Genomic DNA, 14,025 nt, shown 5'->3' with positions numbered 1-14,025 from the left:
CTAAAAAAGCCCAAACTTGTTAAGTTGGGCTTTTTTTGTCTATAGTCATTATAACTATTGGCTACTTGTTACGTATTAACCATGCTTTTCTAACTGAACGCCGCCAAACAATATCTATTCCAAAATAGCCGATAATCGCGGCAACTGATGCCGACACCAAGGAGCCAACTAAAAATGCTGGACCAATAGTCGTTAAGCTTTCGATAAACCAAGGCCAGCTTGCTTCAAAGGAAAAATGTTGTTCTGGCTGGTTTAGTACTAGGGTGCCAATAAGATAAGAGCAGTAAAAAATAGGTGGCATGGTAACGGGGTTAGTTATCCACACTAAGGCCACTGAAATGGGCAGGTTTACCCTAAACACTATAGCGGTTGCTGCAGCTAGGACCATTTGAAAAGGAACAGGGATGAACGCAAAAAATAACCCGACAGCAAATGCACCACGCGCAGAGCGTCTATTTAAATGCCAAAGGTTCGCGTCTTGTAACAAACGGCCAAATATTTTAAGTGATTTGTGATGCCTAATTTTATTTGGATCGGGTAAAAATCGTTGGATCGTTTTTTTAGCCATTTAAAGCAACCATTTACATCAATGTGGATTAGTCTTGGATTTGTGTGCGGAAGTATTGCAACCGTATTTTATTTTCAAACCCTCGAATTTATACTCATCACAATTTCAATCCTAATTGCGAGTGCTTATTTTAAGCCGTTTTCAAATGTTTTGTTAGGCTTTATTTGCGCTATTTTTGCTATCTTAGTGCATTTCACACTTTTTTACTCGTTTGAGCTACCAGCGCAGGGTGAAAAGTATGCATATTCAGTAAAGTTAGTTGTTGAAGACGTTGTATCAGCTAATGCTCCGCAATATATAAAAGCAAAAATTATTAAGCTTGATGAGCAAGATTACGCTTATTTTACTGCCCCCAGTGCTATGTTAAGTGTTGATTCAGCGCAAATATTAGAAGTAGGCGCAACCTTCAGTGCTCACGCACATTTAAAAAACTTTAGAAGCACAAAAAATTTTACTGTTTTTGACAATCAACTTTATGCATTTACACAAAAAATATTTTTTAAAGGCAAAGTACTCAATAAAAATTTAATTATTACTGATACAAAAAGAAACCAACACGTTATAGCTTATCGCCACTATATTAAACACATATTTAAAGAGTCTAAGCTTAACTGGCTTTATTATACGCTGCTGACGGGCGACAAGTCCTTAATGAACTTTGAACAAAAGCTGACCATGCAAACGCTGGGGTTAAGCCATTTACTGGCAATTTCTGGGTTGCATATTTCGTTAGTTTTTGGCTTTGCTTTTTTTGTAACACGCTCACTTGTAAGCCACGCCAGAATTAGAATAAAACAAACAATTAACCTTGCAACTTGTTATAGCTTAATGGGCTTTATAGCGGCTTTTGTTTATGTATATTTAAGCGATTTTATTGTTTCTGCGACCCGGGCTTTAATAATGTTAGGGTGCTACTTATTATTGTATTACCTAGCTAAACAATCGCTACGTTGGCGCAGTATTTTATACGCCTTGGTTTTAGTTTTAATGATTAACCCTTTTAATGTATTAAATCCTGGTTTGTATTTTTCATTTTTAGCTGTGGTTATCATCTTTATTGTTATTACAAAAGTACCCTTTAAGGGGGCCTCTGTTATCGCTAAAGTAGGCATGTTATGTGCTATACAAGGGGCACTATTTATAGGCTTATTGCCTTTGTCTTTATACTTTTTTAATGGTGTGAGTTTGGCAGGGTTAGTCTTGAACTTAATCGCTATTCCGTTGCTCGCCTTTATCATTATGCCATTATTATTAGTGGTTGCGATATTGAGCAGTATTCTTGATATGAGCCTGATAGTGTCGTTATTTGACCCCGTATTGTATTTTTTGTATCAACAATTAATGGCAATACCGCCCGGCTGGCGTTGGTTTAATGTAGGAACAATTACTTTAGATATAGTAATGTTTAGTTATGTAACCATGCTACTACTGTATTTAGTGAAATTTAAATGGCTTGCTTGTATCCCGTTAAGTGTATTGCTGGTTGATAGTTACTTTACTTCCAAAAGTGATTGGCAAGTAAACATATTTGATGTTGGCCATGGTTTGATGGTGTTGTTAGAAAAAGATAACAATGCATTAATTTATGATTTTGGCCCTAGTTATTTTAACCGCTTTAGCCGTACACGTAGTATTTTACTGCCGTATATAAAAGCTAATAACCTGAATGTTGCGACCGCTATTTTAAGCCATCAAGATAACGACCATGCAGGAGGAGTTAAACATTTTATTGAGGCAGGCTTTGAATCGACTCTTAGTGCTTTTCATCCAAATGGTATACCGAGTTTATGTAAAACCATGACTATGGATTTTTATGGGCTTAAAATACAAACGTTTAGTTCAATTACTTTTAACAATAACAACGATGACTCCTGCGTAGTTAAAATTAGTAGCGCGCAACACAGTGTACTTTTTACTGGTGATATTTCTAAGCAACGAGAGCACGCACTAATTGCCGCAGGATATAATTTAGCAAGCAATGTATTAATAAGCCCGCATCATGGTAGTGGTACTTCATCAAGTAGTGAGTTTATTGCGGCTGTTAACCCTAAAGTTGTGGTGCATTCGAGTGCTTACAAAGGGCAATGGCATTTTCCTAATGATGAAGTGGTTGCGCGGTTTAACAAAATTGGCGCTGCGCAATATATTACTGGGCAGCAAGGACAAATTAGAATTAAATTTTATAGTACTAATCTGCATGTTGAAACGGCCAGAGAGTGTGAAAGTTATTGGTTTATTAAAGATTGACGTTTTGTTTTAGCCTCCCTGAGGATACAATAGGGGCTGTAACTGTATAAAGAGAGTGTTATGGATCAAAGTACTACACAAATTTATAAACGTCTTATTTCTTACGTTGGTGCGTACAGAACAGTCGCCATCGTCGCTATTATTGGCATGATAGGGTATTCAGGTATGGATGCTTTATTTATTCAGCTTATGAAGCCGTTTATTGACGAAGGTCTTAATGAGCGCAATGCTGATGTACTAAAATATGCACCATTTGTAGTTATTGCCTTGGTAATAGGGCGTGGTGTATTTAACTTTATGTCGTCTTATTGTTTGAGTTATGTAGGCTCACAAGTTGTACGCTCGCTGCGCCAAGAGTTGTTTGAACATATTCTACATTTACCGGTATCGTTTCATGATAAAAATTCCACCGGCGATCTTATTTCCAAAATAACCTTTGATACCGAACAAGTACAACAAGCTATTACCAAGGCATTATTAATTGTAGTGCGTGAAGGCGCTTTTGTGGTGTTTTTACTCGCAGTTATGTTTTATACCAGTTGGCAATTATCGCTGATATTTTTAGTTATTATTCCTTTAGTTGCTGTCATAGTCACTGTGGTGTCAAAGCGCTTTAGACACATTTCTAAAAGTATTCAATCAGCTATGGGGCAAGTTACTCGTAGCTCAGAGCAAATGCTAAGCGGTCATAAAGTGATCCATGGTTTTGGTGGCCAAAATCAAGAAATAGATCAGTTTTCAAAAGTAAATAATCATAATCGTCAGCAACGAATTAAAATGGACGCAACTAAAGCCTTGAGTGTATCAATCATTCAAGTATTGGCTGCCAGCGCTATGGCGGTTATTTTATGGGTTGTGTCAATGCCTTCGATGATTGACACCATAAGCTCAGGCGACTTTGTAGTATTAATTTCATCAATGATGATGTTACTTCGCCCGCTTAAACAGCTAGCTAATGTAAACAGTGATATGCAGCGAGGAGTTTCAGCCGCGCAAAGTGTGTTTTTAATACTCGACGAGGAAGTAGAAAAAGACACAGGTACTGTAAGCGTAGATAAAGTAAAAGGCTTGATTGAAGTTAAAAATGTCACCTTTAAATACCCAACTAAAGATGAGCCGGTATTAAACAATTTATCGTTAACGATTAAAGCGGGTGAAAGCATTGCTTTAGTTGGGCGTTCGGGCTCAGGTAAATCAACTATTTCTAACCTATTGCCACGTTATTATGATTTAGAAGCGCCTAGTGAAATTTTACTCGATGGCATTGCACTGCATGATTATAAGCTAACCGATTTACGTCGTCAGTTTGCGCTAGTGTCGCAACAAGTGGTGTTATTTAACGACTCCATTGCCAATAATATTTGTTACGGTTTACAGCGTGAAATATCGCAGCAAGAACTGGAAAAAGTAGCCAAGCAAGCGCATGTATGGGAGTTTGTAAAAGACTTACCAGAGCAGCTAAATACTATGGTTGGCGAAAATGGGGTAATGCTCTCTGGTGGTCAACGCCAACGTATTGCTATTGCTCGTGCAATATTAAAAGATGCGCCTATTTTAATCCTTGATGAAGCAACATCTGCGCTCGATACTGAATCAGAAAAACTAATTCAGCAAGCACTCGAGGCATTAATGAAAGACAAAACCTCGATTGTAATTGCGCATCGCTTATCGACGATAGAAAATAGCGACCGAATTTATGTTATAGATAATGGTAGTGTTATTGAAAGTGGCGATCATTTAAGTTTACTGGCAAATAATGGCACTTATTCAGCATTATGCAAAATGCAATTTGGTGAGCAAGGGTGAGCAAAATTGAACAAAGCTGGTATCAGCCTGTCAGTTTAATTACTATATTATTACTGCCTTTAGCTGCACTGTTTTGGCTAATATCAACATTACGTAAATGGCTTTATACATGCGGTATACTAACGCAATTTAGTAGCAAAACACCTGTAATTGTAGTGGGTAATATTAGTGTTGGCGGCAATGGTAAAACGCCATTTGTACTGTGGCTACACGCTCATTTAACTCAGCAAGGTTTATCTGTAGGTATTATTAGCCGAGGCTACGGCGGGCATGCTAAGCAATATCCATTGCTTGTTGATCATAACAGTACTACGCTTGAGGCGGGCGATGAACCGATACTTTTATATCATCGTTTGCAGTGCCCCATAGCGGTTGGCCCAAACAGACAACAAAATATAGAATTACTTGAACAAACCTCTGCTATTGATGTAATTATATCTGACGATGGCATGCAACATTATAAAATGGCACGTAGTATTGAATGCTGTATTGTTGATAGTGCACGTCAATTTGGCAACGGTTTGTTAATGCCAGCAGGCCCGCTTCGCGAAACTAAAAAGCGTTTAAAGAGCGTTGATTTAGTGATAGAAAATGGCGGCAACAACCCACAACGTTATAATTTGCAGCCTGCAGCTTTAAAATCTGTGCTCAATAATAGTATGCTAACAGAGCCTATATTAACAGCCCACGCTGTGAGTGCTATTGGTAATCCGCTGCGTTTTGAGCAGTCATTACAAGCACAAGGCATTACCTTAGTATCAACCCATCATTATCGAGACCATTATGCATACACTGCTGATGATTTTACTCAGTTTGGTGATGAAAATGTGTTAATGACCGAAAAAGATGCTGTAAAGTGTAGTGCTTTTGCAAAACAAAATTGGTATTACTTACCAGTGGATGCTCAACCTACCGATAGCGTTATAAACAAATTAAATTCATTATTAAAAGATAAAGGGATCCTCAATGGCCTTTGATACAAAATTACTCGAAATTATCGCCTGCCCAGTATGTAAGGGTAAATTACGTTTTGATAAAGAAAACAGCGAACTAATAAGTACAGCCGCTAAGTTGGCGTATCCGGTTATCGATGACATTCCAGTATTGCTTGAAAATGAAGCGCGTGAATTGTCACTTGATGAGGTACAAAAGTGGAATTCGTAGTTGTTATTCCTGCGCGTTACGCTTCTAGCCGTTTACCAGGCAAACCACTAGCCGATATTTGTGGTAAGCCAATGATCCAGCATGTTTACGAAAAAGCCTGTTTATCGGGTGCGAGTAAAGTTGTTATTGCGACCGATCATCAAAAAGTATTTGATGCTGTGAGTACCTTTACAAGTGATGTATTAATGACGCGTGAAGATCATCAGTCAGGCACGGAACGTTTAGCAGAGGTTGTTGATTTACTTAAGCTTGATAACAACACTATTGTAGTTAATGTGCAAGGTGATGAGCCATTATTGGCACCAGAAAATGTATCTCAAGTTGCCACGTTATTAAATGAATCAACTGCACCTATGGCCACTTTAAGTGTAGCGATAGAAGAGCAAGAAGACGTTTTTAATCCTAATGCAGTTAAAGTCGTTAGCGATATTAATAAAAATGCATTGTATTTTTCGCGTGCCAGTATTCCGTTTGATCGTAGCGCCATGATGGGCGAGCAGAGCACGCTGGATTTAACGCCGTTTCAACGCCATGTGGGTATTTATGCCTACCGAGCTGGTTTTATTAAGCAATATATTGAGCTAAGTGTGTCGCCGCTAGAGCAGCTAGAATCACTAGAACAATTACGTGTGCTTTACCATGGCTACAATATTAAAATAGAGCAAGCGCATATTACTCCACAAGCGGGTGTCGATACGCCAGAAGATTTAGCTAAAGTAATTAGCTATTTGCAAAGTAAACACGCGTGAGCATTACGAATAAAGCCTATTTAAAAGTTGTGTATAGTCATAGCGACTTTTATATTTTAGCAAAACCTGCAGGGCTGAATTTTCATTCAGAAGACGCCGCAGGTTTTGTGGTATTAGCAGAGCAGCAATTAAATGAAAAACTCTTTGCAGTACACCGCCTCGATAAAGTGACCTCAGGCTTGCTTATTTTAGCGCGCAATAAACTCGCCGCCGCTAAATTTACGCAAATGTTTACTGAGCACACAATTAATAAGTTTTACTTGGCTATTAGCGACGCCAAGCCTAAAAAAAAGCAGGGTTGGATAAAAGGCGATATGGCAAAATCACGCCGTGGTACTTTTAAGTTACTTACAACAACAGCTAATCCTGCTATTAGTCGTTTTTATTCTGTAAGTTATAAACCCGGTTTTAGGGGGTATATTTTAAAACCTTACTCAGGTAAAACGCACCAATTAAGAGTAGCGCTAAAAAGTATAGGCGCACCTATATTAGGTGATACCTCTTATGCAGGTGCGCATAGCGCACGTACTTACTTGCATGCATTTGCGCTTGATTTCTTATGGAATGAGCAGCAAATACAATTTACTCTTTTACCCGATAATGGGGATGAGTTTACACAATTAATTAAACATCAAGATTTTCAAGCATGGAAAACACCATGGCAACTGGATTGGTAAATGACTGAAAAAGTAACAGACATACGTTTTGGCGGGATCAAACGTTTATACGGACAACAACAGTTTGACTGGTTACAGCAGGCACATTTTTGTGTTGTTGGCATTGGTGGTGTTGGTAGTTGGGCCGCAGAAGCATTGGCGCGCACTGGGGTTGGCAAATTAACCCTAATAGATTTAGATGATATTTGTGCCACTAATGTAAATAGACAAATACACGCACTTACCGGCACCATTGGCCAAGCTAAAGTGGAGGCGATGAAAGCGCGTTGTGAGTTAATTAACCCACAATGTGAAATGCAGGTGATTGATGACTTTATTACTTTAGATAACATTCATGAGCATATTCAGGGCTTTGATTATGTTATTGATTGTATTGACGCAGTGAAAGAAAAAGCGGCATTAATTGCGCATTGTAAACGCAATAAACTAGCTGTAATTACTACCGGCGGCGCAGGTGGGCAAACTGATCCGGGGCAAATTACGTTTGGCGATGTGGCTAAAACTACCCAAGATCCACTCTTAGCTAAAGTGCGTTATATTTTACGCAAGCAATATAATTTTAGTAATAACCCTAAGCGTAAGTTTAATATTGATTGCGTATATTCAACAGAGCAGCTGGTATACCCAGGCAGTGATGGCAGTGTTTGCCATGCTAAGCAAAATGCCGATGGTAGTATGAATATGGATTGTAATAATGGCTTTGGCTCAGTGACTATGATCACTGGCAGCTTTGGCTTTTTTGTAGCTGCAAAAGCCGTTCGTAAATATTTAGATAAAAAACAGCGTTTACTTAGCTCCCAAGCATAACGCTGCTTATAACTTAACCTGATCTTGGGTTAATTTAACTTATTTTTTGTTTAGCCATGGTTTGAATCGTCTCTACCATGGCTTTAATACCATTCCCTCTAGATGGACTTAAGTGGCTAATTAACCCTAGTTTTTCAAACTCTTGATAGGCGTTTATCTCCAGTACTTGCTCTGGGGTAAGGCCATTGTATAGCGCTAATATTAAGGCAAGTAAGCCCTTTACAATACGGGTATCAGAATCACCTATCACCACGAGTGTATTTTCGGTTAAATCAAACTCCACAAATAGCCACACTTTACTTTCGCAGCCAGGAACTAATGCGCTGTCTATTTTCAAAACGTCAGCAAGTACTGGTAATGTTTTACCAAGTAACATTATTTCTCGGTATTTTTGCTGCCATGCAGGTGCATTTTTTATCCCTTGGGCTGCTTTATTAAAAGTATTTGTCATATTCTTATCCAACATTAGTCTAATAGAGCAATGCATTTTTGTAGTGCATCAATAAAATTATCTACATCTGTATGGTTATTATAGAAAGCTAAGCTTGCTCTAAGGGTGCCATTGACCCCTAAATGCGCCATTAAAGGCTGAGTGCAATGATGGCCACTGCGCAGTGCAACCCCATATCCGTCAAGTAAAGTTGCCAAATCGTATGGATGCTCATCTTTATAGTTAAAACATAAAGTGCCAATATTATGCTTAAGGTCACTAAATAGGGTGATGCCATCAATTTGCTGTAGTTTATTGGCTGCATAATTAAATAGCGTTTGTTCATATTCAATTAAAGCAGGGTGATTTAATGCATTTATATACTCAAGTGCTGCACCAAAGCCTAATACGCCGGCAATATTTGGCGTCCCCGATTCAAACTTTGCCGGTGCATCGCGATAAGTGCTGTGCGTTAAGGTTACGGTTTGGATCATTTCTCCCCCGGTTTGGTATGGGGTGAGGGCATTTAATTGCTCGTAGCGGCCATATAAGCCACCTAAACCGGTTGGCCCCAGCATTTTATGGGCAGAAAAAACGTAAAAATCACAATTAAGTGTGCTTAAATTAGCTTTTAAATGCATTGCTCCTTGTGCGCCATCAACCAGTACTAATGCGCCTACCGCTTTCGCACTGGCAATTAACGGCGCTAAATTAGTGATATTACCAAGCGCATTAGAGGCTTGGCTAATGGCCAATAACTTAGGTTTATGCTGCTTTATAAATTCACAGCATGCAGGTATATCAAAGGTGGCATCGTCGTTAAGCGGTAAAATAGCAAGCTTAGCACCAGTTTGCTGAGACAAAACCTGCCAAGGTACAATATTAGCATGATGCTCAATAGGCGTAATAATGATGGTATCGCTGGCTTTTATTTGATTTTTTAAGCCATTAGCGACTAAGTTTATAGCTTCAGTTGCCCCTTTAGTCCATACAATTTCATTACTATTAACACCAAAAAATTCTGCAGCTTTATCGCGTACTTGCTCATAACGATAAGTAGCCTGCTCACTGAGGGTATGGCGTCCACGATGTACGTTCGCGTTTTGCGCTGCATAAAACTGTGCCGTGGTATCAATAACGCATTGTGGCTTTTGTGTGGTTGCCCCAGAGTCTAAATAAGTTAAAGTTTGGCTATTAATCGTTTGATTTAGGATAGGGAAATCATTACGTATTTTAGTGATATCAAACGTGGAAACAGACATAAGCTCATTTAATTAGTCAATTTAGGCCGAGAATTGTAATCTGTTTAAGATAATTCTCAAGTGCTGAGTAACAAAAAAGGCCGCAATAGCGACCTTTAAAATACTTAAGCAATATTACAGCGAATTAACGCTTGTCAGTTGCTTTGTAGTCACGTTGTGTGTAACCCGTGTAAAGCTGACGTGGGCGGCTGATCTTATGACCAGGTTGAGATAGCATCTCATCCCAGTGAGTGATCCAACCAACAGTACGTGCCATTGCAAAAATTACAGTGAACATGCTTGTTGGAATACCGATCGCTTTTAAGATAATACCTGAGTAAAAATCTACGTTAGGGTAGAGTTTCTTCTCAACAAAGTACGGGTCTTCAAGCGCAATTTGCTCAAGCTTCATTGCAATATCAAGCAATGGATCTTGAATATTTAGCTCAGCAAGTACTTCGTGACACGTTTGACGCATTACCGTTGCACGTGGATCAAAGTTTTTGTAAACACGGTGACCAAAGCCCATAAGACGGAACGGGTCTGACTTATCTTTTGCTTTAGCTACGTATTCGTCAATGCGATCAACAGAACCAATTTCTTCTAACATGTTTAAACATGCTTCGTTAGCGCCGCCGTGTGCAGGGCCCCAAAGAGATGCGATACCAGCAGCAATACAAGCATATGGGTTAGCACCAGATGAACCTGCAAGACGTACAGTAGACGTTGATGCGTTTTGTTCATGATCAGCATGAAGCATGAATATTTTATCCATAGCTTTAGCCGTTACAGGGTTAACTTTATACTCTTCAGCAGGTACAGAGAACATCATATGTAAGAAGTTTTCGGCGTAGCTTAAATCGTTACGTGGGTATACAAATGGTTGGCCAATGTTTGTTTTATAAGCCATAGCTGCAATAGTAGGTAACTTAGCTACTAATTTAATTGCACTTGTTTTGCGTTGGCTTGCGTCTGTAATATCAAGATCTTCATGATAAAAAGATGATAAAGCACCAACCACGCCACATAGCATTGCCATAGGATGTGCATCAAAACGGAAACCTTGGAAGAAAGTTGCAATTTTTTCATCTAGCATAGTGCTGCGAGTGATTTGTTGTGCAAATTCTTCATACTGCTCTTTTGAAGGTAACTCACCGTTTAATAGTAAGTAACATAGCTCTACATAGTTAGAGTCTTCAGCAAGCTGCTCAATTGGGTAACCACGATGAAGTAGAACACCTTTGCCGCCATCAATATAAGTAATTGTAGATTCACAAGAGCCAGTCGACATAAAACCTGGATCGTAAGTAAAGTGACCATGTGAACCTAATGTACGTACGTCAATTACATCCTGGCCAGCAGTACCTTGATAAATTGGAAGTTCGATTGGATCTAGACCATCAATATGGACTGTGGCTTTCTTATCCGCCATCTATGTATCTCCTATTAAGATAACTATTCTGATTTTATACTCTAAAATCTGTTTTAAGCACATCTTCTCATTTTAACGTGAAAGAGGGGTATAAAGTCAATTTTTATAAGCATTATGCGTATACGTATAATAAATATTCGGTATGGTTTGAATATTATACCATTGGCTAATTTGCAAATGGCTCTAACTAAACAAGAATTGTAAAAAGGCCTGCGGCTATATATACTGTCGAAGGTTTTTAACCGTATTGTATTTAGGTAAACATATTTTTACATTATAATTTTTGCATTATAGTGAACTTTATTTGTAAAGAGACGTTTATTTTGATAGTTCCATCAGAAATATTTGGTGGGTTTTAGAAAAACAAGTAGATGAGCCCCACTGTGGGCAAGATGGGCAAGTAACTGTGAAAAAGCAAAGACCTGTAAATCTAGATCTAACAACTATATCTATGCCGGCAACGGCTAAAGCGTCAATTTTCCACCGCGTCACCGGTGTTGCATTATTTTTTGCTTTAACGTTTGTCATTTGGGCTTGGTCAGAGTCTCTTTCTTCTGCTGAAGGTTTTGAATTCGTCAAGGGTCTGTTTAACGGATTCATTGCCAAATTTATTGCTTGGGGCACCGTGTCTGTATTGGGTTATCACCTTATTGGTGGTATTCGCCATATGATTATGGATATGGGACATTGGGAAGAACTTGAATCAGGTAACCTCAGCGCTAAAATTGCAATGGCTCTTGGCGTTGTGTTTGCCGTATTGGCAGGGGTGTGGATATGGTTTTAAATCAAGCAACTCTTAAACGTGATGGTGTACAAGATTTCGTATCTTTACGTACCACGGCATTAATAATAAGCGCGTATGCGATTTTTATTATCGGCTATTTTTTAGCAACGCCAGAAGTCACTTTCGAAGCCTGGACAGGCCTCTTCTCTAACCTAGCAATGAAAGGGTTTACTTTAATTGCCCTGGTTTGCATTATGGTTCATACCCGCATTGGCCTTTGGCAAGTTCTAACAGACTATGTTAAGTGCGCTAAGCTTCGTGCTGTTTTAGGCTTTGTACTAAACCTAATGGCCTTTGCTTACGTAGCTATTGGTCTAATCGTATTATGGGGTGTATAAGTGAAATATTCTGTTCGTGAATTTGACGCCGTAGTAATCGGTGCCGGTGGTGCAGGTATGCGCGCTGCTTTAGCTATTACTGAGTCTGGCAAAACGTGTGCTTTAATCTCTAAAGTATTTCCAACTCGCTCACACACTGTATCAGCACAGGGTGGTATTACAGTAGCGCTTGGTAACTCGCACGAAGATAACTGGGAATGGCACATGTACGATACCGTTAAGGGCTCCGATTTTATCGGTGACCAAGACGCTATTGAATATATGTGTCAAACAGGCCCAGAAGCTATTACTGAATTAGAAAACATGGGTCTCCCATTTTCTCGCTTTGAAAATGGCCGTGTTTACCAACGTCCTTTCGGTGGTCAATCGAAAAACTTTGGTGGTGAACAAGCTGCACGTACTGCGGCAGCTGCCGATCGTACTGGTCACGCACTATTACACCTTCTTTATCAACAAAATGTTAAAAACAAAACAAATGTATTCTCAGAATGGTATGCACTTGATTTAGTTAAAAACGATAATGGTGATGTAGTAGGTTGTACTGCAATTGAAATTGAAACAGGTGAAATCACTTATTTCAAATCTAAAGCAGTAGTATTAGCAACAGGTGGTGCGGGTCGTATTTTTGCATCAACTACTAATGCGCACATCAACACCGGCGACGGCGTTGGTATGGCAACACGTGCTGGTATTTCTATGCAAGATATGGAAATGTGGCAGTTCCACCCAACGGGTATTGCTGGCGCGGGTACGCTAGTAACCGAAGGTTGTCGTGGCGAAGGTGGTTATCTTTTAAATAAAGATGGCGAGCGCTTCATGGAACGTTATGCACCAAACGCAAAAGACTTAGCGTCTCGCGATGTGGTTGCACGTTCAATGATGACTGAGATCCGTGAAGGTCGTGGTTGTGATGGTCCTTGGGGTCCTCACCTTAAGCTAAAACTAGATCACTTAGGTGCAGAAACACTAAATCTGCGTCTTCCTGGTGTATGTGACCTTGCTAAAACATTTGCTCACGTTGACCCTGCAAAAGAACCAATTCCAGTAATTCCTACATGTCATTACATGATGGGTGGCGTGCCAACCAACGTAAATGGTCAAGCGCTACAAATCGACGCAAACGGCAAAGAAACAATCGTTGAAGGTTTGTTTGCGGTAGGTGAGATTGCCTGTGTATCAGTACACGGTGCTAACCGCTTAGGTGGTAACTCATTACTTGATTTAGTGGTATTTGGTCGTGCGGCCGGTAACTTCTTAGGTAAATACCTAAATGATGTTGAAATTTCTAAAGCGGCATCAGAGTCTGATTTAGAAACATCACTTGCACGTTACAATCGTTGGGAAAATTCAACGGCTGGCCAAGGTGAAGATCCAGTTCAAATCAAAAAAGACTTACAGCAATGTATGCAACTTAACTTCTCGGTATTTCGTGAAGGTGACTCAATGGCTGCTGGTCTGCAAGAACTTAAAGAAATTCGTGAACGTCTGCAACATGCACGTCTTGATGATAAATCATCAGACTTCAACACGCAGCGTATTGAATGTCTTGAACTAGATAACTTAATGGAAACAGCTTACTCAACTGCAGTAGCTGCAAACTTCCGTACCGAAAGCCGTGGTGCACATTCTCGCTTTGACTTCCCAGATCGTGATGACGAAAACTGGTTATGTCACTCAGTATTTAATCCGTTAACGGATGAAATGAGCAAGCGTGACGTAAACTACGCGCCTAAGTCGCGTGAAGCTTTCCCACCTAAAGCACGTGTGTACTAGGAGATAGAC

At 39.6% G+C, this 14,025-nt stretch carries 14 protein-coding genes; 10 read left to right on the top strand and 4 right to left on the bottom strand.

Features of this window, described 5'->3' with window-relative positions; genetic code table 11:
• Positions 1-61: 61 nt before the first annotated feature.
• The gene (locus I6E78_RS13660) at positions 62-568 is read right to left on the bottom strand and encodes a DUF2062 domain-containing protein (protein WP_011328341.1); all 507 of its coding nucleotides are present in this window, start codon (positions 566-568) and stop codon (positions 62-64) included.
• Between I6E78_RS13660 and I6E78_RS13655 the strand changes: the two genes are divergently transcribed.
• The 7 genes from I6E78_RS13655 to tcdA are packed head-to-tail and all read left to right on the top strand — an operon-like array spanning position 548 to position 8,018.
• A complete protein-coding gene (locus I6E78_RS13655; protein ID WP_197182707.1) occupies positions 548-2,815 on the top strand; it encodes a DNA internalization-related competence protein ComEC/Rec2 in 2,268 nt (755 codons plus the stop codon). The genes I6E78_RS13660 and I6E78_RS13655 overlap by 21 nt on opposite strands.
• 60 nt (positions 2,816-2,875) lie before the next feature.
• A complete protein-coding gene (gene msbA / locus I6E78_RS13650; RefSeq protein WP_011328339.1) occupies positions 2,876-4,621 on the top strand; it encodes a lipid A export permease/ATP-binding protein MsbA in 1,746 nt (581 codons plus the stop codon).
• Positions 4,618-5,598 carry a tetraacyldisaccharide 4'-kinase gene (gene lpxK, locus I6E78_RS13645; protein WP_089368349.1) on the top strand — a complete coding sequence of 327 codons (981 nt, stop codon included), beginning with the start codon at positions 4,618-4,620 and terminating at the stop codon, positions 5,596-5,598. Before msbA ends, lpxK begins: the two co-directional genes overlap by 4 nt.
• Positions 5,588-5,785, top strand: a complete 198-nt coding sequence (locus tag I6E78_RS13640) for a Trm112 family protein (RefSeq protein ID WP_011328337.1) — start codon at positions 5,588-5,590, stop codon at positions 5,783-5,785. Before lpxK ends, I6E78_RS13640 begins: the two co-directional genes overlap by 11 nt.
• Positions 5,773-6,534, top strand: a complete 762-nt coding sequence (kdsB, locus tag I6E78_RS13635) for a 3-deoxy-manno-octulosonate cytidylyltransferase (RefSeq protein WP_011328336.1) — start codon at positions 5,773-5,775, stop codon at positions 6,532-6,534. The genes I6E78_RS13640 and kdsB overlap by 13 nt, the downstream gene beginning before the upstream one ends.
• On the top strand, positions 6,531-7,211 hold the full coding sequence (locus I6E78_RS13630) for a TIGR01621 family pseudouridine synthase (RefSeq protein WP_197182706.1): 681 nt from the start codon (positions 6,531-6,533) through the stop codon (positions 7,209-7,211). The genes kdsB and I6E78_RS13630 overlap by 4 nt, the downstream gene beginning before the upstream one ends.
• The gene (gene tcdA / locus I6E78_RS13625) at positions 7,212-8,018 is read left to right on the top strand and encodes a tRNA cyclic N6-threonylcarbamoyladenosine(37) synthase TcdA (protein WP_197182705.1); all 807 of its coding nucleotides are present in this window, start codon (positions 7,212-7,214) and stop codon (positions 8,016-8,018) included.
• A 34-nt stretch (positions 8,019-8,052) separates the two neighbouring features.
• Here the strand turns inward: tcdA and I6E78_RS13620 are convergent, their stop codons facing one another.
• From I6E78_RS13620 to I6E78_RS13610, 3 genes are all read right to left on the bottom strand, one after another.
• Entirely contained in the window at positions 8,053-8,469 is a 417-nt protein-coding gene (locus I6E78_RS13620) for a SufE family protein (protein WP_011328333.1), read from the bottom strand.
• A gap of 14 nt (positions 8,470-8,483) precedes the next feature.
• The gene (locus tag I6E78_RS13615; protein ID WP_086998567.1) at positions 8,484-9,710 is read right to left on the bottom strand and encodes an aminotransferase class V-fold PLP-dependent enzyme; all 1,227 of its coding nucleotides are present in this window, start codon (positions 9,708-9,710) and stop codon (positions 8,484-8,486) included.
• Between the two features lie 124 nt (positions 9,711-9,834).
• A complete protein-coding gene (locus I6E78_RS13610; protein WP_011328331.1) occupies positions 9,835-11,121 on the bottom strand; it encodes a citrate synthase in 1,287 nt (428 codons plus the stop codon).
• Positions 11,122-11,527: 406 nt separating this feature from the next.
• Between I6E78_RS13610 and sdhC the strand changes: the two genes are divergently transcribed.
• From sdhC to sdhA, 3 genes are read left to right on the top strand one after another with little or no spacing between them, the layout of a single operon-like run.
• Entirely contained in the window at positions 11,528-11,905 is a 378-nt protein-coding gene (gene sdhC / locus I6E78_RS13605; protein WP_011328329.1) for a succinate dehydrogenase, cytochrome b556 subunit, read from the top strand.
• Positions 11,896-12,243 carry a succinate dehydrogenase, hydrophobic membrane anchor protein gene (gene sdhD, locus I6E78_RS13600; RefSeq protein WP_011328328.1) on the top strand — a complete coding sequence of 116 codons (348 nt, stop codon included), beginning with the start codon at positions 11,896-11,898 and terminating at the stop codon, positions 12,241-12,243. Before sdhC ends, sdhD begins: the two co-directional genes overlap by 10 nt.
• Positions 12,244-14,016 carry a succinate dehydrogenase flavoprotein subunit gene (sdhA, locus tag I6E78_RS13595; protein WP_011328327.1) on the top strand — a complete coding sequence of 591 codons (1,773 nt, stop codon included), beginning with the start codon at positions 12,244-12,246 and terminating at the stop codon, positions 14,014-14,016.
• Positions 14,017-14,025 lie beyond the last annotated feature (9 nt).

The sequence above is a fragment of the Pseudoalteromonas sp. NZS127 genome, assembly GCF_015864805.1.
Taxonomy (GTDB): Bacteria; Pseudomonadota; Gammaproteobacteria; order Enterobacterales; family Alteromonadaceae; genus Pseudoalteromonas; species Pseudoalteromonas nigrifaciens.
The sequence above is the reverse complement of the archived record's forward strand: the minus strand, read 5'-3'. Positions and strand labels throughout refer to the sequence as shown.

Bases quoted from the DNA above. Each gene is read 5' to 3' on its own strand.
- I6E78_RS13660 (WP_011328341.1), bottom strand. From the start codon at position 568: ATGGCTAAAAAAACGATCCAACGATTTTTACCCGATCCAAATAAAATT.
- msbA (WP_011328339.1), top strand. From the start codon at position 2,876: ATGGATCAAAGTACTACACAAATTTATAAACGTCTTATTTCTTACGTT.
- I6E78_RS13640 (WP_011328337.1), top strand. From the start codon at position 5,588: ATGGCCTTTGATACAAAATTACTCGAAATTATCGCCTGCCCAGTATGT.
- tcdA (WP_197182705.1), top strand. From the start codon at position 7,212: ATGACTGAAAAAGTAACAGACATACGTTTTGGCGGGATCAAACGTTTA.
- I6E78_RS13620 (WP_011328333.1), bottom strand. From the start codon at position 8,469: ATGACAAATACTTTTAATAAAGCAGCCCAAGGGATAAAAAATGCACCT.
- I6E78_RS13615 (WP_086998567.1), bottom strand. From the start codon at position 9,710: ATGTCTGTTTCCACGTTTGATATCACTAAAATACGTAATGATTTCCCT.
- I6E78_RS13610 (WP_011328331.1), bottom strand. From the start codon at position 11,121: ATGGCGGATAAGAAAGCCACAGTCCATATTGATGGTCTAGATCCAATC.
- sdhD (WP_011328328.1), top strand. From the start codon at position 11,896: ATGGTTTTAAATCAAGCAACTCTTAAACGTGATGGTGTACAAGATTTC.